The organism is Burkholderia sp. APQ4-4ca (assembly GCF_057837105.1).
Genome location: NZ_JBYQCG010000230.1, coordinates 26,677 through 48,622 on the forward strand (window position 1 = coordinate 26,677; position 21,946 = coordinate 48,622).

Below are 21,946 nucleotides of genomic sequence, written 5' to 3' on the forward strand. Positions count from 1 at the left end.
TCATCGTCCGAGGTAAGACTCGATCACCGCATCGTCGCGCTTGACCTGGTCGAGCGTGCCGTGCGCGAGCACCGCGCCTTCGGCCATCACCGTCACACGCCCCGTGTCGCCCGCGAGCGCCGCGACGAACTCCATGTCGTGCTCGACGACCATCATCGAGCAGGTGCCGCGCAGCGTGTTCAGCAGCTCGGCGAGTTCCATCGTCTCGTGGTCGGTCATCCCGGCCGCCGGCTCGTCGAGCAGCAGCAGCGCGGGGCGCTGCATCAGCAGCATGCCGATTTCGAGCCGCTGCTTCTGCCCGTGCGACAGCTCGCCGGCCGCGCGATAGGCCTGGCTTTCGAGGCCGATCAGCGCGAGCGTCTCCTCGATCTTCGCCTGCGCGGTGCGGTCGAGCCGCGCGCGCAGCGACGCGAGCCAGCCCTTGTCGGTCTGCATCGCGAGTTCGAGGTTTTCCCACACCGGATGCTGTTCGAACACGGTCGGCTTCTGGAACTTGCGGCCGATGCCCGCACGCGCGATCTCGGGTTCGTTCATCCGCGCGAGATCGATCGTCTGGCCGAGAAACACCTTGCCCGCATCGGGCCGCGTCTTGCCGGTGATCACGTCCATCATCGTCGTCTTGCCCGCGCCGTTCGGGCCGATCACGCAGCGCAGCTCGCCCGCGTCGATCGCGAGCGACAGCTTCTTCAGCGCCCGAAAGCCGTCGAAGCTCACCTCGATATCCTCGAGATAGAGAATCGTGCCGTGCGACGTGTCGATGCCGGCCGGCACGACGCGCCCCATCGACGCGCTGCCGCTGACGGCGAGCAGCTCGTCTTCGGGCGGCGGCGGCGTGAACTGATAGAGAGCCGTTCCGTTCATGCGCGTTTCCCCTTCGCGAGCACGGTTTCGACGAGGCCCATGATTCCGCGCGGCAGCAAGAGCGGCACGAGCACGAAGATCAGGCCGAGGAAGAACAGCCAGTATTCGGCGAAGTACGCGGTGAAGAAACTCTTCGCGCCGTTCACCGCGAATGCGCCGACGATCGGCCCGATCAGCGTGCCGCGCCCGCCTACCGCGACCCAGATCGCCATTTCGATCGAGTTGCCCGGCGACATCTCGCCGGGATTGATGATGCCGACCTGCGGCACGTACAGCGCGCCGGCGATGCCGCACAGCACGGCCGACACGGTCCACACGAACAGCTTGTACGCGAGCGGGCTGTAGCCGAGGAACATCAGCCGCGTCTCGCCGTCACGCACCGCGGTCACCACGCGCCCGAGCTTGCTCGTGACGATCGCGCGCGCGGCGATGAACGCGAGCACGAGCGTCGCGAAGGTCAGCAGCAACAGCACCGTGCGCGTGCCCGGCGACGTGATCGCGAAGCCGGCGATGCGCTTGAAATCGGTGAAGCCGTTGTTGCCGCCGAAGCCCGTCTCGTTGCGATAGAACAGCAGCATCGCGGCGAACGTCATGGCCTGCGTGATGATCGACAGGTACACGCCCTTCACGCGCGAGCGGAACGTGAAGAAGCCGAACACCCACGCGAGCACGGCCGGCACGAGCACGACGAGCGCGAGCGCCCACGCGAGATGCTGCGTGCCGCTCCAGTACCACGGCAACTGGTGCCAGTCGAGAAACACCATGAAGTCGGGCAGGTCGCTGCCGTACTTGCCGTCGCGGCCGATCTCGCGCATCAGGTACATGCCGATCGCATAGCCGCCGAGCGCGAAGAACAAGCCGTGGCCGAGGCTCAGGATCCCGCAGTAGCCCCACACGAGATCGAGCGCGAGCGCGGCGATCGCGTAGCACATCAGCTTGCCCGCGAGCGTCATCGTGTACGCGGACAGATGGAACGCGCTCGCTTCCGGCGCGACGAGCGCGGCGAGCGGCACGCCGATGCCGATCGCCACGCAAAGCGCGACGAGCGCGAGCCATGCGCGGCGCGACAGCAGCGCGGGGCGGGGCGGCAGGCCGAGCGCGAAGCCGTCCGCCGCGCGCGCGCCGGCGGCGGGCTGCGGCATGCCGGCGACCGGGTTCGACATCGAATCGGTGTATGAAGTCACGTCAAGCCTCCGCGCTGCGGCCCTTCGGCGCGAACATGCCCTGCGGGCGTTTCTGGATGAACAGCACGATCATCACGAGCACCGCGATCTTCGCGAGCACGGCGCCCCAGAACGGTTCGATCGCCTTGCTCGCGAGGCCGAGCCCGAAGCCGCCGAGCACGGTGCCGGCGATCTGCCCGACGCCGCCGAGCACGACGGCCATGAACGAATCGATGATGTAGTTCTGGCCGAGATCGGGACCCACGTTGCCGATCTGCGACAGCGCGCAGCCGCCGAGGCCCGCGATGCCCGCACCGAATGCGAACGCATACGCGTCGACGCGGGCGGTCTTCACGCCGACGCAGGCGGCCATCCGGCGGTTCTGCGTGACGGCGCGCACGAACAGGCCGAGCCGCGTCTTCGTCAGCACGGCCCACGCGACGAACACCACCGCGAGCGCGAACGCGAGGATCGCGAGCCGGTTGTACGGCAGGATCAGGTTCTGCATCACCGTCACGCCGCCGCTCATCCACGACGGGTTCACGACCTGCACGTTCTGCGCGCCGAACAGCATGCGCGTCGCCTGGATCAGGATCAGGCTCACGCCGAAGGTCGCGAGCAGCGTTTCGAGCGGGCGGCCGTACAGATGTCGCAGCACGAGCCGTTCGAGCACGATGCCGACGAGCGCGGCCACCGCGAACGACACCGGCACGGCGACGAGCGGATACCAGTCGAACGCGCCGGGCGCGTAGCGCTGGATCAGCGTCTGCACGACATAGGTTGCGTACGCACCGATCATCAGGAATTCGCCGTGCGCCATGTTGATCACGCCGATCAGCCCGTACGTGATCGCGAGGCCGAGCGCGGCGAGCAGCAGCACGCTGCCGAGCGACAGGCCGGCGAACACCGTGCCGACGATTTCGCCGCGGCGCTGCAGTGCGTGCAACGCATCGAGCCCGTGTTGCGCGGCGTCGCGCACGCGTGCGTCGGGTTCCGCGTAGCTGCCGTCGGCGTTCTTCGCGACGAGCGGGCGCAGTTGTTCAATCATGTCGAGGTCGCTGCGCGCGGCTACCACCTGCACGGCTTCGAGGCGTTTCGCCGGATCGGCGTCGTGCAGCGCGGCAATTGCCCACAGCGCGTCGAGGCGACGTTTCAATGCCGGATCGGTTTCCTTTGCGCGGGCACGATCGATCATCGGCTTGAGCGCCGGGTCGGGCGACTTCAGCAGTGCGTCGATCGCGTCGCGGCGTGCGGCCACGTCGGGCGACGCGAGCGCGAGGCCCGACAGCGCGCCGGCGATCTTCGTGCGCAGCAGGTTGTTCAGCATCACCGGCTGCGCGTCGCCGGCCGGCGTCGCGGCCTGCGTGAGCGCGTCGTGCGCGGTGTCGCCGGACTGGATCAGCAGGCGGCCGTCGCCGGTCGCGAGCGCATCGCCGCTCGACAGCGCGTTGAGCACCGCGACGGCGCGCGGATCGGTGTCTGTGGCGAGCCGTTCGATCGCCGCCGTCTTCGCGTCGAAGTCGTCGCCGGCGAGCGCGGCGGTGTCGGCCGCCGTCAGCGCGAACGCGGCGTGCGGCAGCAGGCCCGCGAGGGCGGCGCATGCCGCGATCGCGCGGGCGGCTCGGCGAAAGCGTGTAGGCATCGGGAAATCCTGTCGGGCGAGGGGAGCGGAGTGGTGCGGCGCCGGCGGTGGCGATTCGTCACGACGAGCGCGGCCGGCGCATCGCGGTGGATGCGCGAGCGGCACGTCGCGCACGAAGCGCGACGCGCCGCACGGCGTCACGCCAGCGCCGCGCGCTGCCGGCGCAGGAACGCCGGAATCGAGCTGACGACGTCCGGCTTGCCCTGGTTGCCCGCGATGAACGGGCTCCACGGTTGCGCGCGCACGGCCGTCTTCGTCTTCCACACGACGTTGAACTGTCCGTCGCCGCGAATCTCGCCGATCATCACCGGCTTGTGCAGGTGATGGTTGCCGTCCATCGTGAGCGTGAAGCCCGACGGCGCGGCGACCGTCTGGCCGATCATCGCGACGCGCACCTTGTCGACGTCGGTGCTCTTCGCCTTCTCGACGGCCTGCTTCCACATATGGATGCCGACGTAGGTCGCTTCCATCGGATCGTTGGTCACGCGCTTCGCGCCGCCGGGCAGGTTGTTCGCCTTCACCCACGCGGCGAACTGGTCCTTGAACTTCGTGTTGGTCGGGTTCTTCACCGACATGAAGTAGTTCCACGCGGCGAGGTGGCCGACGAGCGGCTTCGTATCGATCCCGCGCAGTTCTTCCTCGCCGACCGAGAACGCGACGACCGGCACGTCGGTCGCCTTGATCCCCTGGTTGCCGAGCTCCTTGTAGAACGGCACGTTCGAATCGCCGTTGATCGTCGAGACCACGGTCGTCTTGCCGCCTTGCGCGAAGGTCTTGATGTTCGCGACGATGGTCTGGTAATCGCTGTGGCCGAACGGCGTGTAGACCTCCTGAATGTCGGCGTCCTTCACGCCTTTCGATTTCAGGAACGCGCGCAGGATCTTGTTGGTCGTGCGCGGATACACGTAGTCGGTGCCGAGCAGGAAGAAGCGCTTCGCGCCGCCGCCTTCCGCGCCCATCAGGTACTCGACGGCCGGAATCGCCTGCTGGTTCGGCGCGGCGCCCGTGTAGAACACGTTGCGCGACATTTCCTCGCCTTCATACTGCACCGGGTAGTAGAGCAGCCCGTTCAGCTCCTCGAACACCGGCAGCACGGACTTGCGCGACACCGACGTCCAGCAGCCGAACACGCACGCGACCTTGTCCTGCGTGAGCAGCTGGCGCGCCTTCTCGGCGAACAGCGGCCAGTTCGACGCCGGGTCGACCACCACCGGTTCGAGCTTGCGGCCCATCACGCCGCCGCTCTTGTTGATGTCGGCGATCGTCATCAGCGCGGTGTCCTTCAGCGACGTCTCCGAGATCGCCATCGTGCCCGACAGCGAATGCAGGATGCCGACCTTGATCGGGCCGGTGCCCGCATCGGCCGCGTGCGCGAACGGGCTCTTGCCCGCCAGCGCGAGCGCGCCGGCCATCGAACCGAACTTCAACAGACTGCGACGTTTCATCGGTATCCCCTTGTCGTGTTGGATGCGCGTGCGCCGTGGCGGCGCCGGCCATCGTGTAACGCAAGGCATGTGCCAGTCGCGCGGATGCACGCCCGGCGTGCCTGCGCGGGGCACGGGTGGGCACCGGCGGGCATCGGCGCGGTGCGGATGATGCGCCGTGCAGCATCCGCCGTCCATTGCGGTGCAGGCGCACGGGCGCAAATGGTGCACGACGGTGCGGCGGCGTCGAAACGCAGGCAAACCGGGGAGGAAAAGAAAAACGGGCGCGCAGTGCGCGCCCGTTCGGCGGATCTGTGCGGCCGGCGGCGGGGTGCCGGGCGGCGCGGCGGCACATGATGCGCCGCCGGAAGGATCGGTCAGTAGCGCGGCACGGACGGATCGACGTCGCGCGACCACGCGTCGATCCCGCCTTGCAGGTTGTACAGCTTCGTGAAGCCGCGCGATTCGAGGAACATCGCGACTTGCGCGCTGCGCATCCCGTGATGGCACACGCAGACGATTTCCGCTTCGTCGTCGAGCTCTTCGCTGCGCGCGGGAATCTGCTGCATCGGAATCGACACGCTGCCGGCGATCTGCGCGGTCGCGATTTCCCACGGCTCGCGCACGTCGAGCACGACCGGCGCGGGGCGCGCCGTGTCGCCGAGCCATTCCGCGAGCATCGCGGGCGTCAGGATCTGCATGGAGGCTCCGCCGCTCAGAACTTGAAGCGCGACGGCTCGATCGCGTTGACGAGGTGGTCGATGTACGTTTCGAACACGTCGGCGACGCGGTACTGCTTGTCGTCGATGCGCGTGATGATCTGCGCCTTCATCACCGGACGGCCGCCGACGAACGCCGACAGGCGGCCGCCGACCTTCAGCTGTTCGAGCATTTCCTGCGGCACGACCGGCAGGCCGCCCGCGACGCAGATCACGTCGTACGGCGCCTTGGCCGCCCAGCCGCGCGAGCCGTCGCCCAGCACGACTTCGGCGTTGGTCACGCCGTCGTTGCGCAGGTTGTCTTCCGCGAACTTCGCGATCGCCGGATCGATCTCGACGGCCGTCACGTGCTGCGCGCGATGCGCGAACAGCGCGGCCAAGTAGCCCGAGCCCGCGCCGATCACGAGCACGTTCTCGTGCTTCTTGACCGACAGCTCCTGCAGCACGCGCGCTTCGACGCGCGGAAACAGCATCTTGCTCGTGCCGCCCGGCAGCGGCAGTTCGAGATCGGCGAACGCGAGATCGCGATATTGGGCCGGCACGTAGTTTTCACGCTTGACGATCGACAGCAGGCCCAGGACATCCAGATCCAGCACGTCCCACGGACGGATCTGCTGTTCGATCATGTTGAAACGCGCGTTTTCGATATTCATGGTGTGGTCACGCAGCCAGGTCGGCCATCAGCGGGGATAGAGAAACTTCGTGATTGTACCAAACGGCACGGCCGCGAAGCCTTCAGGCGGCCTGCAACAGACCTTTACCCTTTGCTCTTCTTGATCTGCGCCTCGAACGCGAGGTCGAGCTTGCTCGCCTTGCGCGGCTTTTTGGGGCCAAATTCGTCGACGAACTTGACGAATTCGTCGAGCGGCAGCGGCTCGCAGCGTTTTTCGGCGGTGCCGCCCGAGCGGTCGACGAGATAGAACAGGCCGCCCGCCATCGCGACGGCCGCGAATTGCGGGTTGCCGGAGCGGGCCTTCAGGCGTTCGACCGCGTGGGTCGCTTTGGTGGTGCGCATCTTGGGGTGGCGGAGCGGATGTAAGCCTCACACTCTATCAAACCGGCCACGAGCGTGCGGCCGGCGCCCGCCCGTGGGCCGGCGCGGGAACCGCCCTAAACCGTGCGCGAGTAGCGCTGCTGCGACGTCTGGCCGAGGTACGCGTCGAACGCCATCGCGATGTTGCGCACGACCATCCGGCCGGCCGGATGGGTCGTCAGCCGGTCGCGCGCGATCGTCAGCAGCCCGTCGCGCTCGAACGGTCGCAGCGCGTCGAGCTCGCGCGCGAAATGATCCGCGAAGAGGATCCCGTGCGCGGCCTCGACATGCGAGAACGGCAGTTCGAGGTTGCACATCAATTGCGTGATCACGTCGCGGCGCAGCCGGTCGTCCGGCGTGAGCCGCACGCCGCGCGCGATCGGCAGCCGGCCGGCGTCGAGCGCGGCGCCGTAGGCGGGCAGGTCCTTCGCGTTCTGCGCGTAGAAGTCGCCGACCTTGCCGATCGACGACACGCCGAAGCCGATCAGATCGGTATCCGCGCGCGTGCTGTAGCCCTGGAAATTGCGCTGCAGCGTGCCGTTGCGTTGCGCGCGCACGAGCTCGTCGGACGGCCGCGCGAAGTGGTCCATCCCGATGTACACGTAGCCGGCCGACGTCAGCATGTCGATCGCGAGGCCGAGCAGCGCGATGCGCGTTTCCGGCGGCGGCAGCGTCGCATCGTCGATCTGCCGCTGCATCTTGAACAGATGCGGCATGTGCGCGTAGCCGAACACCGACAGGCGATCGGGAGCGAGTTCGATGATCGTCTCGAGCGTGCGTGCGAACACGGCGACCGTCTGGTGCGGCAGCCCGTAGATCAGGTCGACGCTCACCGAATGGAAGCCCGTCGCCCGTGCGGCGGCGAGCAGGTCGGCCGTCATCGCGCGCGGCTGGATGCGGTTGATCGCCTGCTGCACGACCGGGTCGAAATCCTGCACGCCGAGGCTCAGCCGGTTGAAGCCGATCGTGCGCAGATGGACGAGCGTCGCCGGCGTGACCGTGCGCGGATCGATCTCGATCGAGAACTCGGCGTCGGCGTCCGGCGCGAGCGTGAAGTGCTCGCGCGTGGCCGCCATCAGCTCGGCCGTTTCGTCGTCGGACAGGAAGGTCGGCGTGCCGCCGCCCCAGTGCAGCTGCGTGACGGGGCGGGACGGATCGAACAGCGCGGCCTGCAGCGCCATCTCGCGCTTGAGCTGGTCGAGATACGGGCGCGCGCGGCGGCGGTTGTTGGTCGCGATCTTGTTGCAGCCGCAGTAGAAGCACGCGGTGTTGCAGAACGGGATGTGGAAGTACAGCGACAGGTCGCTCGACGACGCGCCGGGGTCGCGGGCCGCGCGGACGTAGTCGGCCGGATCGAAATCGTCGCGGAACTGCAGCGCGGTGGGGTACGACGTATAGCGCGGCCCGTTCGCGCCGTATTTCGTGAGCAAATCGGGACGGAACATCGTGTCGGCAGAACCAGAACGCATGGCGGTCTCGCGCTTTTTTAGATGCTTTCGAGTATATGAACACGCGCGCGGGCTGGATTGTGTAATAACGTCGCAGCCGGCGATGGCACAATGCGGGGTGGGCTGCCGGACGCCGCGTCCGGTTGCCGCACCGTTTTTCGTTGTTCGTCGAGAGAGCCGAGTGTCCGTCGAAATGCCTGCCCGCCCGGCGCCCGCCGAAGTCCCGCCGCCGCATGCGTGCCGCGAGGGCTGCGGCGCGTGCTGCATCGCCCCGTCGATTTCCAGCCCGATTCCGGGCATGCCCGACGGCAAGCCGGCCGGCGTGCGCTGCGTGCAGCTCGGTGACGACCTGCGCTGCATGATCTTCGGCCGACCCGAGCGCCCCGCGTGCTGTTCCGGGCTGCAGCCGTCCGCCGACATGTGCGGCGCGTCGCGCGACGACGCGCTCGCGTGGCTCACGCGCCTCGAGGCCGCGACGCGGCCGGCGCATCCAGGAGAGAAATCAGCATGACCGTCCCTCGCGCGCCCGGCCGGCGCCGTTTTCTCGCTGCCGCTATCGGCGCCGTCGGCGTGTGCGTATCGCTCGCCGCGTGCGCGTCGACGTTCCCGTTCATCCCGGATCACTACACGTTCTCGCGCGGCGACGTGCAGAAGGCCGTCGCGCGGAAGTTTCCTTACCAGAAGACGGTCGCCCAGGTGGTCGACGTGTCGCTCGCGAACCCGGCCGTCAATCTGCTGCCCGACCAGAACCGCGTGGCCGTGCAGCTCGACGCCCATTTCGCGAGCCCGTTCCTGCGCGAGCCCGTCAGCGGCAAGTTCACCGTGTCGGGCCAGCTTGCGTACGACGCACCGAGCCGTTCGGTCGTGCTGAGGGCGCCGGCCGTCGACAGCCTCGCGCTCGACGGCGACGCGCAGATGTACGCGCAGCAGGTCGGCGCGGCCGCCGGCCTGCTCGCGACGCAGCTGCTGACCAACTATCCGATCTACACGTTCAAGCCGGAACAACTCCAATTTGCCGGAGTGAACTACGAACCCGGTACAATTACGATCCTTACAAACGGCATACGCGTGGCGATCGTCGAAAAGTGACGATGGGGCGCGCACGGCCGGGCGGGCCGCGCGCGCAAGAGTGGCCCTTTCTTTCGACCATTTCGGAGTTGGGCCACGGATGGACTGGATCCTGATCTGCAAGGCATTGATCCTCGGCGTCGTCGAGGGGCTGACGGAATTCCTGCCGGTGTCGAGCACCGGTCACCTGATCGTCGCGGGCAGCTTCCTGAATTTCAACGATTCGCACGCGAAGACGTTCGACGTCGTGATCCAGTTCGGCGCGATCCTCGCGGTCTGCTGGGAATACCGGCAGCGCATCGTATCCGTCGTGTCCGGGCTGCCGAGCCGGCCCGACGCGCAGCGCTTCACGCTGAACGTCGTGATCGCGACGATTCCCGCGATCGCGCTCGGCCTGCTGTTCGAGAAGAAGATCAAGGCGGTGCTGTTCTCGCCGGTGCCCGTCGCATTCGCGCTCGTCGTGGGCGGCGCGATCATCCTGTGGGCCGAGGCGCGGCAGCGCGAACGCAGCGAGCCGCCGCGCGTGATGTCGGTCGACGCGCTGACGCCGCTCGACGCGCTCAAGGTCGGTATCGCGCAGTGCTTCGCGCTGGTGCCCGGCATGTCGCGCTCGGGCTCGACGATCATCGGCGGGATGCTGTTCGGTCTCGACCGGCGCGTGGCCACCGAATTCTCGTTCTTCCTCGCGATTCCGATCATCTTCGGCGCGACGCTCTACGAAACCGTGAAGGACTGGCAGGCGTTCACCGTCGATTCGCTCGGCCTGTTCGCGCTCGGGCTCGTCGCCGCGTTCGTCAGCGCGTTCGTGTGCGTGCGCTGGCTGCTGCGCTACGTCGCGACGCACGATTTCACGGTGTTCGCGTGGTACCGGATCGCGTTCGGGCTGTTCGTGCTGCTGGTGGGTTACAGCGGCTGGCTGAACTGGACGTGAGGCTGGCGAGCGGTCGATGCGCCGCTCCATGAAAAAATCCCGACCGGCGCGAGACGCCGGTCGGGATTTTTTTATTCCGCGCGGGGTGGGGCGCTCAGCGTGGGCGCTTGCGGAACACCAGGTCCCACACGCCGTGGCCGAGCCGCAGGCCGCGCCGTTCGAACTTCGTCACCGGACGGTAGTCGGGGCGCGGTGCGTAATCGGCGGCCGTGTTTTCGAGCGTCGGTTCCGCGCCGAGCACTTCCAGCATCTGCTCCGCGTAGTTCTGCCAGTCGGTCGCGCAGTGCAGGTACGCGCCGGGCTTCAGGCGCGACGCGAGATGCGCGACGAGCGGCGGCTGGATCAGCCGGCGCTTGTGGTGACGCGCCTTGTGCCACGGATCGGGGAAGAAGATGTGCACGCCGTCGAGGCTTTCCGGCGCGATCATGTGCTCGAGCACCTCGACCGCGTCGTGCTGGACGATGCGGATGTTCGTCAGATCCTGCTCGCCGATCAGCTTCAGCAGCGCGCCGACGCCCGGCTCGTGGACCTCGACGCCGAGGAAATCGTCAGCCGGGCGATGCGCGGCGATTTCCGCGGTCGACGCGCCCATCCCGAAACCGATCTCGAGGATGCGCGGTGCGCTGCGGCCGAAGATCGCGTTCCAGTCGGGCAGCTCCGGCGCATACGGGACGACGAAGCGCGGGCCGAACTCGTCGAGCGCGCGGCGCTGGCCGGTCGACACGCGGCCGGCGCGCGTCACGAAGCTGCGGATGCGGCGGCGGTGCAGCGGGTTGACTTCGTCGGCGCCTTCGCCGGCTTGGCCGGCTTCGTCGGGAATGGCGTCGTCATGCGGCGGCAGGCCGGCTTCGTTCGGATCGTCGTGCATCATCGGTACAGAGAAAGGCTCGGTTCGGGCGAGGGCCCGTGCGCAGCAATGCTGCCGGGCGATTCGGCGCATGGTACAAAAAAGCCGCCTTCGACGAGGCGGCTCATGCGCAGGCTGTTGTGCAGCCGGAAAGTGGAGCGGGCGATGGGAATCGAACCCACGTCATCAGCTTGGGAAGCTGAGGTAATGGCCATTATACGACGCCCGCAGAACGCGCAATTCTACAGGGGTTTGGGTGGGGATGGCAAGCGGGCCGTCTTGGCCGCCGGTATCGAAACTGGTGCGGCCCGGCCGGCACACCAGCCAATGTCGAAAATGGACGAGTCGGTGTCGGAAGCATACAAGCCCATGCAAAGCTTTCGAACTAACGTGACAGGCCTCTCATACGATCGTTAGTCTGGAGCCGACATGTCCGATTTCATCACCGTTCTGCGCAAAACCTGCCCGACGCCTGTCCTTGATGCAACCAAGTGGAAGCGCATCGGCGGCGATCCGCACACCGTGAACCTCAACGCGTACGTCTCGAAGGACGGCAGCAAGATCATGGGCACCTGGATCTGCACGCCGGGCAAGTTCGAGGTGAATTATGAAAAATGGGAGTACTGCCACTTCCTCGATGGCTACTGCATCATCACGCCGGAAGGCGAGGAGCCGCAGCACTTGAAAGCCGGCGACGTGTTCGTCATCGAACCCGGCATGAAAGGGACCTGGGAAGTGGTCGAGACGGTGCGCAAGTACTTCGTCTTCGCCTGAGCGAGCCTGTCGATTCGATTCAGTCCAGGCATACCGCCATCGTCCCGGTTCATGGAGCCGGGACGGCAATCGAGATCCCGGCTCGACCGGACTCGATTCGGAAATAGCGCGCCGAGCATGGCCGCCTGCTCGGCGCGCTTCTTTATCCAGCTGCACCCCCTGACGAATTCGACACGCAATTGCCCGGGCGACGACACGATGACGCTCGCCACCGATCCTGCACGCCATCACGCAAACCCCTAAGATGCAGCGATCCGCCCACCGTTTCCGCTGCAGCGCACGAACTTTCCGCCTGTGCCGGACGCCCCTCCGGAGCCCCGACCATGCGCATCACCGCGATCCACGAACGTGCGATTCCCGTGTCCCGCTATGCCGATCCCGCGATTGCGTCCGGCGGCCTGACGACGAGCGTCGTCGCGGTCGTTACCGACGTCGTGCGCGACGGCCGCCCGGTGACGGGCTACGGCTACGCGTCGATCGGCCGCTTCGCGCAGGGCGGCCTGATCCGCGAACGGTTCGCGCCGCGCCTGCTGGCCGCGGCCGACGCACTCGCCGACGAAGCCGGCACGAACCTCGACCCGTTCCGCGCATGGCGCGCGATGATGGCCGGCGAAAAGCCGGGCGGGCACGGCGAACGCTGCGTCGCGGTCGGCACCCTCGACATGGCGATCTGGGATGCCGCCGCGAAGATCGCCGACCTGCCGCTGCATCGTTTTCTCGCCGATCGTCTCGGACGCACGCCGCAGTCGCGCGTGCGCGTGTACGCGGGCGGCGGCTACCGCTATCCGCATGACGATCTCGCGCGCCTGTCGGACGAGATGCGCCGGATCGTCGATCTCGGCTACACGCACGCGAAGATGAAGATCGGCGGCGCGGATGTCGAGCAGGACCGGCGCCGCATCGAAGCCGCGGCCGCACAGCTGGCCGGCCCTTCGCATCTCGCAGTCGACGCGATGAACACGTACGACGCGACGACGGCACCCGCCGCGACCGCGATGCTCGCGCTGTTCGACCTCTGGTGGTTCGAGGACATCTGCGATCCGCTCGACCTGCCGCTCCAGGCGGACGTCGCCACGCGATACGCTGCGCCGATCGCGTCCGGCGAAGCGCTGTTCTCGCTCGCGGAAGCGAAGCTGCTCGACCGCTACGGCGGCTTGCGCAACGACCGCGACGTACTGGTGTTCGATCCCGTGCACAGCTACGGGCTGCCGGGCTATCTACCGATCGTCGATCACTTCGTATCGCGTGGCTGGCGGCGCGACGCGTTCTGGCCGCACGGGGGGCACCTGTTCTCGTTGCACGTCGTCGCGGCGCTCGGGCTCGGCGGTGCGGAAGTCAGCCCGTTCGCATTCGAACCGTTCAGCGGACTCGCCGATGGCGAAATCGTCGACGCGGGATACGCACGCGTGCCGCGGGCGCCGGGTATCGGGTTCGAATTGCATGCCCGCGCGCACGACGTATTCCGCGCGATATCGGAATCGCTATCGGGAGGCTGACGCCTAAAGCGCGTCGATCGCGAAACGCGCCGCGAAGCCGAGCATCATCATCGCGACGAAGCCGTCGAGCACGCGCCACGCGAGCGGACGAGCGAACCACGCACGGCACGCGCGTGCGCCATAGACGAGCACCAGAAACCACGCGAGCGACGCAGCCACTGCGCCGATCGCAAACGGCGCGCGGGCGGACGGCGCGTGGCTCACGATCACGGTGCCGAGCAGCAGCACCGTATCGATCCATGCATACGGATTGAGGAGCGAAACGGCGGCGGTTGCGAGCACGGTGCGCGACCGCGTGGGTTCGCTGCCGACGCGTGAGCCATCCACATGTTCGGGCTGCCGTCCGACGATCGCCGAGCGCAGCGCGAGCAGGCCATAGCCGGCGAGATACGCGATGCCGGCCCACAGCGCGGCCGACACGACGCCGGGATGGCGCGACAGCAACGCCGACAGCCCGTGTGCGCCGAGCGCGATCAGCAGCGCGTCGCTACCGGCGCAGACGAGGGCAATGGAAAGCAGGTGAGGGCTCGAAATCGAGCGCTTGATGACGAAGGCGTCCTTGGGACCGACCGACGTGAACAGGCCGGCGCCAAGCAGCAGGCCTTCGATGAAGGCAGAGGTGTCGAGCACGAGCGGGCCGACAACCTCTTAAGCTGAACCGGTGATGGTTAGGATGGACGCCACGTTAAGGGGTGCCTGGGGCGTTGTCAATACCGGCCGGCCGCGCACGCTCCGGCCGTTGCCCGTGCGTATCGAACCGCCAGACGATTTCGGCCTTCACCTCCTGCACCGCGTGGCTGGCGAGCGCGGTGTCGTGTCAGCGCAGCGACAGAGCGCGCGCGAACAGCCTGTGCGGTACCGTCTACAGCGCGAGCTTGCATTCCTGGGTCTCGATGTGCGCGGCCATTGCCGACCGACGCGCTCGAACGGATCGCCGACTTGCGTCGGCGGGCGTGCGAAGGCGCGGATTTCGACGAGGGGTGGCGTGCGTTCGCAGAGCGGCGTGCGCCGGTGTTTCGCGGCGTTTAGGCGAGCAGGCGGCGCCCGGGGCGATGACGGCGGCGCGCGTCAAGCGCCGCCGAGCGTGTGCAAGCCGACGAGCAGCAGCGCGCCGATCGCGATCAACAGCAGCGCATGAATGCGTGTGTACATCACGCACAGCGTCGACGCAATCGCGATCGCGCGAGCCGCCCAGCCGCCGTCGAGCGCCTGCAGCAGCACCCATACCGACGCGAGGATCATGCCGGCCGCGACCGGACGCAGGCCGGCTTCGAGCGCGATTTGCCAGCGCGCGCCCCGGTGTCGCCGCCATAGATGCGCGACGCCGTAGATCAGGAACGCGGTCGGGCCGAACAGTGCGAGCGTCGCGATCACCGCGCCCCAGAAGCCGGCGACCTGCCAGCCGATCAGCGTCGCCAGCAACGAGCCCGGGCCCGGCGCCATCCGCGCGATCGCGAAGTCGTTCACGAATTGCGTGGCGCTCATCCAGTGATGGACATCGACGACTTGCCGCTGAATATCCGCGATGACCGCCTGCCCGCCGCCGATCGTCGCGATCGACAGCGGCGCGAACACGCCGAACAGTGCTGCGTAACGTGCGGACGCATTCATCGCGCGTCGCTCCCGATCGGCGCGGCGGCCGCACGACGGTATTCGCGCGCGACGCTCAGCGTGCCGCCGATCAGCACGGTCCATACGAGCGGCCAGTGCAGCACCGCAACCGACGCGAACGTGAGCGTCATGACGGCGAACGGCAGCACGCGGCGCGGCAGCCGGCGCACCGCGGTGATCGCCATCGAGATCGAGAGCCCGATCGCCGCGGCCGCCGCGCCGGCGAGCGCGACGTGCGTGAGCGGAAAGCGCGTGAGCGTCGAGAACGCGACGCCGAACAGCACGATCAGCACGGCCGGCGGCGCGATGATGCCGGTGAAGCCGGCCACCGCGCCGCGCCATCCGGCGAGCCGGTAGCCGATCCAGATCGCGAGGTTCTTCACGTTGACGCCCGGCAACGCCTGCGACAGCGCGAGACCGTTGAGGAACGCCTCTTCGTCGAGCCAGCGTCGCTCGTGCACGAAATCGCGCATCATCCGCCCGCTGAGCCCGCCGCCGAAGCTGGTCAGGCCGATCTGCGCGAACGCGACGAACAGTGCGAGGACGTCCGGCGGCGGTGCCTCGCCTGCGGGCGGTGCCGAGGCAGTTGTGGTGGAGGGCGGAAGCATCGGGCGGGTAGCACGTGGTGATCGGACGATCGCCCATGTTAGCAAGCGGTGCCTGTCAGCACGCTGACATGGGTTCGGCACGAGCGCGGTGCAACTCGCAACCGATTCGGCGCGTACGAGCGCACCGCACGCTATGCGCGCACCACCGTCACACCCGCGGCCTCGATCGGCTTCGTCAGCGCGGTGTCGGTTTCCTTCTCGACGACGATCGCCTGCGCCAGCGTGAGGTCGCCGATCACGAACTGCGACGCCGCGCGCAGTTTCGACTGCGACGCGAGCACGACCGTCTCGGCCGCGCGTTCGGCCAGCGCGCGCTTGATCGCCGCTTCCTCGAAATCGCCGGTGCTCAGGCCGGCTACCGGATGCACGCCCGTGACGCCCATGAAATACAGATCCGCGCGAATGCGCGCGATGCCTTCCATCGCCGCCGCGCCAACCGCGACGATCGAGTGCTTGTAGAGCCGCCCGCCGATCAGGATCACGTCGATCGACGGATGCGCGGCCAGCGCGACCGCGACGCTCGGGCTGTGCGTAACGATCGTCGCGCGCAGGTCGGCCGGCAACTGGCTGACGAGCAGCGCGGAGGTCGTGCCGCCGTCGACGATCGCCACCTGCCCGGGCGCGATCATCTGCGCGGCCCGCCGTGCGATGCGCCGCTTCTCCGTGGTTTCGAGCGCCTCGCGCTGCGCGAACGGCGCGACGGCCGGCGACGCCGGCAGCGCACCGCCATGCACGCGCTGCAGCAGCCCTTCGGCCGCGAGTTCGCGCAGGTCGCGGCGCACCGTGTCTTCGGACACGCCGAATTGCACGCTCAGCTCGGCGGCCAGTACCTGGCCATCGCGCGCGAGCGCATCGAGGATCGCCTTCTTGCGTTGGGTCGTCAGCATCGCGTTTGCACGAAAATTCTTGAAATTGCACGAATCTGCACGTTACCATGGGCGCCGTCCTTTGTCGAACCGGAGGCTGCAATGGCTGGACTGGCTGCAACGCGGGAGCGGGTGCGCATCGTCGATACGACGGTGCTGTCCGACGACTGGTATGTGCTGCGGAAGGTGACGTTCGATTTCCTGCGCCGCGACGGAACGTGGCAGCGCCTGAGCCGGGAGACCTACGATCGCGGCAACGGCGCGACGATCCTGCTGCGTCATGCCGAGACGGGCGACGTGCTGCTGACGCGGCAGTTCCGGATGCCGGCGTTCGTGAGCGGGCACGACGGCATGCTGCTCGAAGCGGCCGCCGGGCTGCTCGACGACGACACGCCCGAAGCGCGCATTCGCGCGGAGGCCGAGGAGGAAACCGGCTATCGCGTGCGCGGCGTGCGCAAGGTGTTCGAGGCGTTCATGAGCCCGGGTTCCGTGACGGAGAAGCTGCATTTCTTCGTCGGCGAATACGATGCGTCGCTGCGCACGGGCGCGGGCGGCGGCGTCGCGGAAGAGGGCGAGGATCTGGAGGTTGTCGAGATGCCGCTGCAGGCGGCGCTGGACGCGGTCGAGCGCGGCGAGATCGTCGATGCGAAGACGATCATGCTCCTGCAATACGTCGCGCTGCGGGAAACCGCGGGCGGGCGCGCCGCATGACGCCGCGGCTCGTGCTGGTCGCCGGCCCGTATCGCAGCGGCACGGACGGCGACCCCGCGCGCATCGCCGCGAACCTGCACCGGCTGGAAGCGGCGGCGCTCGCCGTGTATCGCCGCGGGCACGTGCCGATGATCGGCGAATGGGTATCGTTGCCGCTCGCGGCCGCGGCCGGGTCGACACAGGTCGGCGACGCGATCGGCGAAACGTTCCTGTATCCGGCCGCGCACCGGCTGCTGCGGCGTTGCGATGCGGTGCTGCGTATCGACGGCGCGTCGCGCGGGGCGGATGCGGACGTCGCGCTTGCGCGGCAACTCGGCAAGCCGGTCTATTTCGCGGTCGACGAGATTCCGGTTGCGCAGGACGAATCGGCTCACTGAGCAAGCGTGGACGCCGCGTCGCGGGGGCGCCGGTGCGGCGCGTGCGGACGGCGCGCATGCGCATCGCCGAGCCGCACACGCGCAGCGCCACGCGGTTGCGTTGCCGATGCGGCGCGACGTCCGAACCGGCGTATGATCGCGACGCCACTCGCGCAACGTTCGATGCCTCCGCTTTTCCATCATGCCGCTTTCCGATTCCGCTGATCCCGCCGACTCCGCCGCCGCGCCGCTTCCCGCCGAACTCGTCGCGTCCGCCGTCGACGCCCTCGCGCGCGCCGACGCATTGCTCGTCACGGCCGGCGCGGGCATCGGCGTCGATTCCGGGCTGCCCGATTTTCGCGGCACGGACGGCTTCTGGCGCGCGTATCCGGCGCTGCGCCGCGAGCGTTTCGAATTTCACGAGATCGCGTCGCCGCACGCGTTTCGTGCACGTGCGGCGCTCGCATGGGGCTTCTACGGGCACCGTCTCGCGCTTTACCGCGCGACCACGCCGCACGCCGGCTTTGCGATCCTGCGCCGCTGGATCGACGCGATGCCGAACGGCGGTTTCGTGCTGACGAGCAACGTCGACGGCCAGTTCCAGAAGGCCGGCTTCGATCCTGAGCGCATCGTCGAAATCCACGGTTCGATTCATGCGATGCAGTGCCTGCGCCCGTGCACGGACGACACGTGGGACGCGGCGCCGTTCGTGCCGGAGGTCGACGAAGCGACGTGCCGCCTCGTGGGCGACATGCCGCGCTGCCCGCACTGCGGCGGTCTCGCGCGGCCGAACATCCTGATGTTCGGCGACACCGGCTGGCTCGGTGCGCGCTACGACGCGCAGGAACGCGCCCTGGACGACTGGATCGCGCGGGCCGGGCGCGTCGCCGTGGTGGAGATCGGCGCGGGCACCGCGATTCCGACCGTGCGCCTGCTGAGCGAACGGCTCGGCGCCGACGTGATCCGCATCAATGCGCGCGAAGCGCATGCGCGCCGTGCGGACGTGATCGGGCTGAAGGGCGGGGCGCTGGCGACGCTGAACGCGCTCGACGCGGCCCGGCAGCGCGCATGAACGTGCCGGCGGGCTGGCACACGGCCTGCGCGGTGCCGGCCGCCGTCGTTGCAGCGGCTCGCCGAATCCGCATACAGTTCAGCTAGCGCCGCGCGTCTGCGCGCCGCCCGGGTAACCGGGAGACGGCGGCTGCGCCGCGCTGTGTCATCGACCGGGGGTGCCCTTGTTCTATTCGATCGTCGCGATCTTCGTCGGCGCCGGCCTCGGCGCGTTGCTGCGCTGGTTCCTGAGCCTCGCGCTCAATGCGTTCTTTCCCGCGGTGCCGCTCGGCACGCTCGCGTCGAACCTGCTCGGCGGCTACGTGATCGGCATGGCCGCCGTCGTGTTTACCGTTCGCGTCGGGTTGCCGCCCGAGTGGCGGCTGTTCGTGATCACGGGCTTTCTCGGCGGCCTCACGACGTTCTCGACCTATTCGGTCGAAGTGATGACGCACGCGCTCGAGGGCGAATTCGGATGGGCGTTGGCGGTGGCTGTCCTACACTTGACTGGATCGTTCGCGCTGACGGCCCTCGGCATGTGGACCGCCCGTGCGTGGCTCGCGGCGGCCTGAGCGGGCTGCCATCGGAGGGTGCGATGGACCGGGTCTTTTTGCGCTTCTACGTGCACGAGCAGCACCGGCTGCATTGGAAGCCGCTGTGGGAATGGCTGCTGGAAGAGGCGAACCGGATGGGTGTCGCGGGCGGTTCCGCGTTTCGCGCGATGGCCGGTTTCGGCCAGCATCGCGTGCTGCACGAGGATCGCTTTTTCGAACTGCAGGGTTCGCTCGCGATCGAGGTCGAATTCATCGTCACCGAGGACGAGGCGCGGCGGCTGCTCGAGCGGCTGTCGCACGAGAAAGTGCGCGTGTGCTACGCGATGATGCCCGCGCAGTTCGGCGTGATCGACACGCTCGGCGCACCGCCGGCGCAGGGGCCGGCGGCGTAGATGTCGCGCCGGATCAGATGCCGAACATCGTCAGCGACACGGCGGCGCGCGTGACGATCATCAGCAGCACCTGCACGATCACGAACAGCAGGATCGGCGACAGGTCGATGCCGCCGAGGTTCGGGATCACCCGGCGCAGCGGGTTCAGGAACGGCGCGGTGAGCTGGTAGAGGATCGGCATCGCCGGCGAGCGCGGGTTGAGCCACGACAGCAGCGCCATCAGGATCGTCATCCAGATCACGAGATTGAGCGCCCACTTCACGACGGTGAGCAGCGCGACCACGACGAGCGTCGCAATCACGGCGGCCGGATCGAAGCCGGCCATCACGACCATCAGCACGACATAGACGAGCGCGGTGAGCAGCGCCGCGACCACGCTGGCCCAGTCGATGCCGCGTACGCCCGCGATCACGCGGCGCAACGGCAGCACGAGCCAGTTGGTCGCCTGCAGCACGGCTTGCGTGACGGGGTTGTACGGCGGCACGCGGACGGCCTGCATCCAGACGCGCAGGATCAGCGCGGCGCCGAATAGCGTGAAGACGGTATTGAGCAGAAAACGGGCGATCTCGCCGAACATCGTTGGCATCCTTTTTATACAGTCAGTAGCGTGCGGCCGCCAACGCCGGTTGGCGGCGCATCGGCCGACACCTTATCACGCCTCGTCTCGCGACGGGGAGGGGTGTATGGCCGCGCGCGCGAGGGAGGTTTCGACGGCTTCGGCCAGCGCCGGCAGCGACGCCGGCGGCGCCGCGCGTTTTGCCGCGAGCGCGACCGCGCGGCGCGTCAGCAGCGCGTACAGCATCGCGTGATCGCCGCCGCGCGCGTCGAGCAGCGCGAGCTGACGCTCGACGATGCCCGTGTCGCCGCGCGACACCGGGCCCGACAGCGCATTCGCGAGCCCCTTGTCGCGCGCGGTCTCGATCGTGCCGGCGAGCATCGGCAACAGCGCGCGCAGCGCGGCGTCCTCGTCGAAACCGAGGCCGCGCCACAGTTCGACCGCTTCCGACAGCCCGCACAGCGCGAAGCTCGCCGCGTAGTGGGCGGCCGCGTGATACAGCATCCGGCCGCCGGCCGGAATCGACAGCGGATGGCAGCCGAGTGCGGCGGCAAGTCGCAGCAGCGTCGCGTGCAGCGCACCGTCCGCTTCGATCGTGACGGAGCAGCCGTCGATGCGCGCGAGGTCGGCGTCGGTGCCGCCGAACAGATAGAGCGGATGGAAGCCGCCGGTGGCCGCGCCTTGCTGCTTCGCCGGATCGAGCAGCGCGACCGCCGATGCGCCGCTGCAATGGACGACCGCCTGGCCGGCGGCGCGCGATGCGTCGAAACGCAGTGCCGCGGCGCTCGATGCGAGATGATCGTCGGGCGTCGTCACGAAGATCAGGTCGGCGGCATCGACCACCTGCTGCGGGGTATCGACCGCGCGACAGCCGTCGATGCGCGCGGCAAGGTCGGCGGCCGACGCAGGCGTGCGGCTTGCGATCGCGACGACGGGGAAGCCTGCGCGGGCGAAACGCTGCGCGATACAGCGCGCGAGGCGACCGGCGCCGATGAAGCCGAGGCGGGGTGTGTCGGGAAGCGGCATGGCAGTCGATGTAAGCAAAAACGAAGCAACCGCCAGTATCGCAGGAATGACGGCGGTGTCGGGGAAGGCGCAGGGGCGGATGCACGTATGAATTACCGGTATACGGTGCGATTTGAGTACGCGTCGAAGTTCGGCATTGCAGGCGGCTCATGAGGGAGTATCCGACCCCAAACACCGTGCCCCGCATCCCGCTTGAAATGTCGGCATCTTGTCTCAAATTTGTAATCGTTCATTACGCAAGCGTGCCCGCTGCGCGCGGCCGATTCGGTAAGGCTGACCGGCCATTTTGTTGCGACCCGACTCAGCGGACGGAATCGCGCGACCTGCAAGGCTCGCCGCTCCCGCCGGGCGCCGCGCCGCACGGCGGTCTCGGCCCCGTGCAATTGCAATTTGCAACAAATGGACGATACGCGCGGGGCGGGTTTTCGCTACATTGCTTCCATGCGACGTGCATGCCCGCCGTTGCCGACAGGAGCGCCTAAAATCCCGCTCCAGCAGGAGAATCGAAGTGAAAAAGCTCATTCCGTTCATCGCCGCCGCCGCACTGGGCCTGGGTGCCGCAAGCGCCGCGCAGGCCCACGTGTCGATCGGGGTCGGCATCGGCATCCCGGTCGCACCCGCGTATCCCGTCTATGCACCGCCGCCGCCCGTGTACTACGCGCCGCCGCCTCCGCCCGTGTATTACGCACCGGCGCCCGCCTACTATGCGCCGCCGCCCGCGGTGGTCGTGGGCGGCTACTACGGTCGCCCGTACTGGCGCCATGGTTACGGCGGCTGGGGCCATCACGGCTACTGGCGTCGCTGATTCGT

The 21,946-nt window shown here is 68.2% G+C and carries 26 protein-coding genes and 1 tRNA gene; 11 read left to right on the forward strand and 16 right to left on the reverse strand.

Annotated elements, in window-relative coordinates; genetic code table 11:
• The 8 genes from urtD to hemN form a co-directional block, all read right to left on the reverse strand.
• Complete coding sequence (gene urtD, locus AC3IFE_RS26910; RefSeq protein ID WP_089466835.1) at nt 1-861, reverse strand: urea ABC transporter ATP-binding protein UrtD; 861 nt, start codon at nt 859-861, stop codon at nt 1-3.
• A complete protein-coding gene (gene urtC / locus AC3IFE_RS26915; RefSeq protein WP_489193132.1) occupies nt 858-2,045 on the reverse strand; it encodes an urea ABC transporter permease subunit UrtC in 1,188 nt (395 codons plus the stop codon). The genes urtD and urtC overlap by 4 nt, the downstream gene beginning before the upstream one ends.
• Before the next feature lies 1 nt (nt 2,046).
• On the reverse strand, nt 2,047-3,666 hold the full coding sequence (gene urtB / locus AC3IFE_RS26920; protein WP_489193134.1) for an urea ABC transporter permease subunit UrtB: 1,620 nt from the start codon (nt 3,664-3,666) through the stop codon (nt 2,047-2,049).
• A gap of 137 nt (nt 3,667-3,803) precedes the next feature.
• Entirely contained in the window at nt 3,804-5,111 is a 1,308-nt protein-coding gene (gene urtA / locus AC3IFE_RS26925) for an urea ABC transporter substrate-binding protein (RefSeq protein ID WP_489193136.1), read from the reverse strand.
• A 356-nt stretch (nt 5,112-5,467) separates the two neighbouring features.
• On the reverse strand, nt 5,468-5,791 hold the full coding sequence (locus AC3IFE_RS26930) for a rhodanese-like domain-containing protein (RefSeq protein WP_006488544.1): 324 nt from the start codon (nt 5,789-5,791) through the stop codon (nt 5,468-5,470).
• Nucleotides 5,792-5,805: 14 nt separating this feature from the next.
• Nucleotides 5,806-6,462, reverse strand: coding sequence for a protein-L-isoaspartate O-methyltransferase family protein (locus AC3IFE_RS26935; protein WP_301738103.1), 657 nt, complete (start codon nt 6,460-6,462; stop codon nt 5,806-5,808).
• A 104-nt stretch (nt 6,463-6,566) separates the two neighbouring features.
• Nucleotides 6,567-6,824 carry a hypothetical protein gene (locus AC3IFE_RS26940; RefSeq protein WP_089466840.1) on the reverse strand — a complete coding sequence of 86 codons (258 nt, stop codon included), beginning with the start codon at nt 6,822-6,824 and terminating at the stop codon, nt 6,567-6,569.
• A 95-nt stretch (nt 6,825-6,919) separates the two neighbouring features.
• A complete protein-coding gene (gene hemN, locus AC3IFE_RS26945; RefSeq protein ID WP_489193139.1) occupies nt 6,920-8,311 on the reverse strand; it encodes an oxygen-independent coproporphyrinogen III oxidase in 1,392 nt (463 codons plus the stop codon).
• A gap of 172 nt (nt 8,312-8,483) precedes the next feature.
• Here hemN and AC3IFE_RS26950 point away from each other — a divergent pair, with 172 nt between their 5' ends.
• The 3 genes from AC3IFE_RS26950 to AC3IFE_RS26960 all read left to right on the forward strand — a co-directional run bounded on the left by AC3IFE_RS26950 (nt 8,484) and on the right by AC3IFE_RS26960 (nt 10,289).
• Nucleotides 8,484-8,801, forward strand: coding sequence for a YkgJ family cysteine cluster protein (locus AC3IFE_RS26950; protein WP_089467903.1), 318 nt, complete (start codon nt 8,484-8,486; stop codon nt 8,799-8,801).
• Entirely contained in the window at nt 8,798-9,379 is a 582-nt protein-coding gene (locus tag AC3IFE_RS26955; protein WP_089466842.1) for a DUF1439 domain-containing protein, read from the forward strand. The genes AC3IFE_RS26950 and AC3IFE_RS26955 overlap by 4 nt, the downstream gene beginning before the upstream one ends.
• 79 nt (nt 9,380-9,458) lie before the next feature.
• On the forward strand, nt 9,459-10,289 hold the full coding sequence (locus AC3IFE_RS26960; RefSeq protein WP_089466843.1) for an undecaprenyl-diphosphate phosphatase: 831 nt from the start codon (nt 9,459-9,461) through the stop codon (nt 10,287-10,289).
• A 94-nt stretch (nt 10,290-10,383) separates the two neighbouring features.
• Here the strand turns inward: AC3IFE_RS26960 and trmB are convergent, their stop codons facing one another.
• Together trmB and AC3IFE_RS26970 are read right to left on the reverse strand one after the other, a co-directional pair.
• On the reverse strand, nt 10,384-11,160 hold the full coding sequence (gene trmB / locus AC3IFE_RS26965) for a tRNA (guanosine(46)-N7)-methyltransferase TrmB (RefSeq protein ID WP_489193142.1): 777 nt from the start codon (nt 11,158-11,160) through the stop codon (nt 10,384-10,386).
• Between the two features lie 130 nt (nt 11,161-11,290).
• Nucleotides 11,291-11,365 (reverse strand) — tRNA-Gly (locus tag AC3IFE_RS26970).
• A gap of 200 nt (nt 11,366-11,565) precedes the next feature.
• On the opposite strand from AC3IFE_RS26970, the gene AC3IFE_RS26975 reads away from it, so the two are divergent.
• Both AC3IFE_RS26975 and AC3IFE_RS26980 read left to right on the forward strand, forming a co-directional pair.
• Nucleotides 11,566-11,910, forward strand: a complete 345-nt coding sequence (locus AC3IFE_RS26975; protein WP_006496617.1) for a cupin domain-containing protein — start codon at nt 11,566-11,568, stop codon at nt 11,908-11,910.
• Between the two features lie 323 nt (nt 11,911-12,233).
• Entirely contained in the window at nt 12,234-13,406 is a 1,173-nt protein-coding gene (locus AC3IFE_RS26980; protein ID WP_489193144.1) for an enolase C-terminal domain-like protein, read from the forward strand.
• A gap of 3 nt (nt 13,407-13,409) precedes the next feature.
• Here the strand turns inward: AC3IFE_RS26980 and AC3IFE_RS26985 are convergent, their stop codons facing one another.
• From AC3IFE_RS26985 to AC3IFE_RS27000, 4 genes are all read right to left on the reverse strand, one after another.
• Complete coding sequence (locus tag AC3IFE_RS26985) at nt 13,410-14,036, reverse strand: LysE/ArgO family amino acid transporter (protein WP_489193146.1); 627 nt, start codon at nt 14,034-14,036, stop codon at nt 13,410-13,412.
• Nucleotides 14,037-14,474: 438 nt separating this feature from the next.
• Entirely contained in the window at nt 14,475-15,017 is a 543-nt protein-coding gene (locus AC3IFE_RS26990) for a chromate transporter (protein WP_489193148.1), read from the reverse strand.
• Nucleotides 15,014-15,625: a chromate transporter gene (locus AC3IFE_RS26995; RefSeq protein WP_489193150.1), complete on the reverse strand. Its 612-nt coding sequence runs from the start codon at nt 15,623-15,625 to the stop codon at nt 15,014-15,016. Before AC3IFE_RS26995 ends, AC3IFE_RS26990 begins: the two co-directional genes overlap by 4 nt.
• A 131-nt stretch (nt 15,626-15,756) precedes the next feature.
• Nucleotides 15,757-16,512, reverse strand: coding sequence for a DeoR/GlpR family DNA-binding transcription regulator (locus tag AC3IFE_RS27000; RefSeq protein ID WP_301738107.1), 756 nt, complete (start codon nt 16,510-16,512; stop codon nt 15,757-15,759).
• Between the two features lie 90 nt (nt 16,513-16,602).
• On the opposite strand from AC3IFE_RS27000, the gene AC3IFE_RS27005 reads away from it, so the two are divergent.
• The 5 genes from AC3IFE_RS27005 to AC3IFE_RS27025 all read left to right on the forward strand — a co-directional run bounded on the left by AC3IFE_RS27005 (nt 16,603) and on the right by AC3IFE_RS27025 (nt 19,554).
• The gene (locus AC3IFE_RS27005; protein WP_489193197.1) at nt 16,603-17,202 is read left to right on the forward strand and encodes an NUDIX domain-containing protein; all 600 of its coding nucleotides are present in this window, start codon (nt 16,603-16,605) and stop codon (nt 17,200-17,202) included.
• On the forward strand, nt 17,199-17,579 hold the full coding sequence (locus AC3IFE_RS27010; RefSeq protein ID WP_089466852.1) for a DUF4406 domain-containing protein: 381 nt from the start codon (nt 17,199-17,201) through the stop codon (nt 17,577-17,579). Before AC3IFE_RS27005 ends, AC3IFE_RS27010 begins: the two co-directional genes overlap by 4 nt.
• 181 nt (nt 17,580-17,760) lie before the next feature.
• A complete protein-coding gene (locus AC3IFE_RS27015; protein ID WP_489193153.1) occupies nt 17,761-18,630 on the forward strand; it encodes an SIR2 family NAD-dependent protein deacylase in 870 nt (289 codons plus the stop codon).
• Between the two features lie 163 nt (nt 18,631-18,793).
• Nucleotides 18,794-19,180, forward strand: a complete 387-nt coding sequence (gene crcB / locus AC3IFE_RS27020; protein WP_089466854.1) for a fluoride efflux transporter CrcB — start codon at nt 18,794-18,796, stop codon at nt 19,178-19,180.
• 23 nt (nt 19,181-19,203) lie between these two features.
• Complete coding sequence (locus AC3IFE_RS27025) at nt 19,204-19,554, forward strand: DUF190 domain-containing protein (RefSeq protein WP_089467904.1); 351 nt, start codon at nt 19,204-19,206, stop codon at nt 19,552-19,554.
• Between the two features lie 13 nt (nt 19,555-19,567).
• On the opposite strand, the gene AC3IFE_RS27030 is transcribed toward AC3IFE_RS27025, so the two are convergent.
• Nucleotides 19,568-20,131: a YggT family protein gene (locus tag AC3IFE_RS27030; protein ID WP_006488584.1), complete on the reverse strand. Its 564-nt coding sequence runs from the start codon at nt 20,129-20,131 to the stop codon at nt 19,568-19,570.
• A gap of 75 nt (nt 20,132-20,206) precedes the next feature.
• Complete coding sequence (locus tag AC3IFE_RS27035) at nt 20,207-21,136, reverse strand: Rossmann-like and DUF2520 domain-containing protein (protein ID WP_089466855.1); 930 nt, start codon at nt 21,134-21,136, stop codon at nt 20,207-20,209.
• Between the two features lie 508 nt (nt 21,137-21,644).
• Between AC3IFE_RS27035 and AC3IFE_RS27040 the strand changes: the two genes are divergently transcribed.
• Nucleotides 21,645-21,941, forward strand: coding sequence for a hypothetical protein (locus AC3IFE_RS27040; protein WP_006488565.1), 297 nt, complete (start codon nt 21,645-21,647; stop codon nt 21,939-21,941).
• Nucleotides 21,942-21,946: the final 5 nt, after the last annotated feature.

Bases quoted from the DNA above. Each gene is read 5' to 3' on its own strand.
- AC3IFE_RS27015 (WP_489193153.1), top strand. From the start codon at position 17,761: ATGCCGCTTTCCGATTCCGCTGATCCCGCCGACTCCGCCGCCGCGCCG.
- AC3IFE_RS26960 (WP_089466843.1), top strand. From the start codon at position 9,459: ATGGACTGGATCCTGATCTGCAAGGCATTGATCCTCGGCGTCGTCGAG.
- urtB (WP_489193134.1), bottom strand. From the start codon at position 3,666: ATGCCTACACGCTTTCGCCGAGCCGCCCGCGCGATCGCGGCATGCGCC.
- AC3IFE_RS26940 (WP_089466840.1), bottom strand. From the start codon at position 6,824: ATGCGCACCACCAAAGCGACCCACGCGGTCGAACGCCTGAAGGCCCGC.
- AC3IFE_RS26955 (WP_089466842.1), top strand. From the start codon at position 8,798: ATGACCGTCCCTCGCGCGCCCGGCCGGCGCCGTTTTCTCGCTGCCGCT.
- AC3IFE_RS27025 (WP_089467904.1), top strand. From the start codon at position 19,204: ATGGACCGGGTCTTTTTGCGCTTCTACGTGCACGAGCAGCACCGGCTG.
- AC3IFE_RS26990 (WP_489193148.1), bottom strand. From the start codon at position 15,017: ATGAATGCGTCCGCACGTTACGCAGCACTGTTCGGCGTGTTCGCGCCG.
- AC3IFE_RS26980 (WP_489193144.1), top strand. From the start codon at position 12,234: ATGCGCATCACCGCGATCCACGAACGTGCGATTCCCGTGTCCCGCTAT.
- AC3IFE_RS27000 (WP_301738107.1), bottom strand. From the start codon at position 16,512: ATGCTGACGACCCAACGCAAGAAGGCGATCCTCGATGCGCTCGCGCGC.
- AC3IFE_RS26935 (WP_301738103.1), bottom strand. From the start codon at position 6,462: ATGAATATCGAAAACGCGCGTTTCAACATGATCGAACAGCAGATCCGT.
- urtD (WP_089466835.1), bottom strand. From the start codon at position 861: ATGAACGGAACGGCTCTCTATCAGTTCACGCCGCCGCCGCCCGAAGAC.
- AC3IFE_RS27010 (WP_089466852.1), top strand. From the start codon at position 17,199: ATGACGCCGCGGCTCGTGCTGGTCGCCGGCCCGTATCGCAGCGGCACG.
- trmB (WP_489193142.1), bottom strand. From the start codon at position 11,160: ATGATGCACGACGATCCGAACGAAGCCGGCCTGCCGCCGCATGACGAC.
- AC3IFE_RS26930 (WP_006488544.1), bottom strand. From the start codon at position 5,791: ATGCAGATCCTGACGCCCGCGATGCTCGCGGAATGGCTCGGCGACACG.
- AC3IFE_RS27035 (WP_089466855.1), bottom strand. From the start codon at position 21,136: ATGCCGCTTCCCGACACACCCCGCCTCGGCTTCATCGGCGCCGGTCGC.
- AC3IFE_RS26995 (WP_489193150.1), bottom strand. From the start codon at position 15,625: ATGCTTCCGCCCTCCACCACAACTGCCTCGGCACCGCCCGCAGGCGAG.
- hemN (WP_489193139.1), bottom strand. From the start codon at position 8,311: ATGCGTTCTGGTTCTGCCGACACGATGTTCCGTCCCGATTTGCTCACG.
- AC3IFE_RS26975 (WP_006496617.1), top strand. From the start codon at position 11,566: ATGTCCGATTTCATCACCGTTCTGCGCAAAACCTGCCCGACGCCTGTC.
- urtA (WP_489193136.1), bottom strand. From the start codon at position 5,111: ATGAAACGTCGCAGTCTGTTGAAGTTCGGTTCGATGGCCGGCGCGCTC.
- AC3IFE_RS27030 (WP_006488584.1), bottom strand. From the start codon at position 20,131: ATGTTCGGCGAGATCGCCCGTTTTCTGCTCAATACCGTCTTCACGCTA.
- AC3IFE_RS26950 (WP_089467903.1), top strand. From the start codon at position 8,484: ATGCCTGCCCGCCCGGCGCCCGCCGAAGTCCCGCCGCCGCATGCGTGC.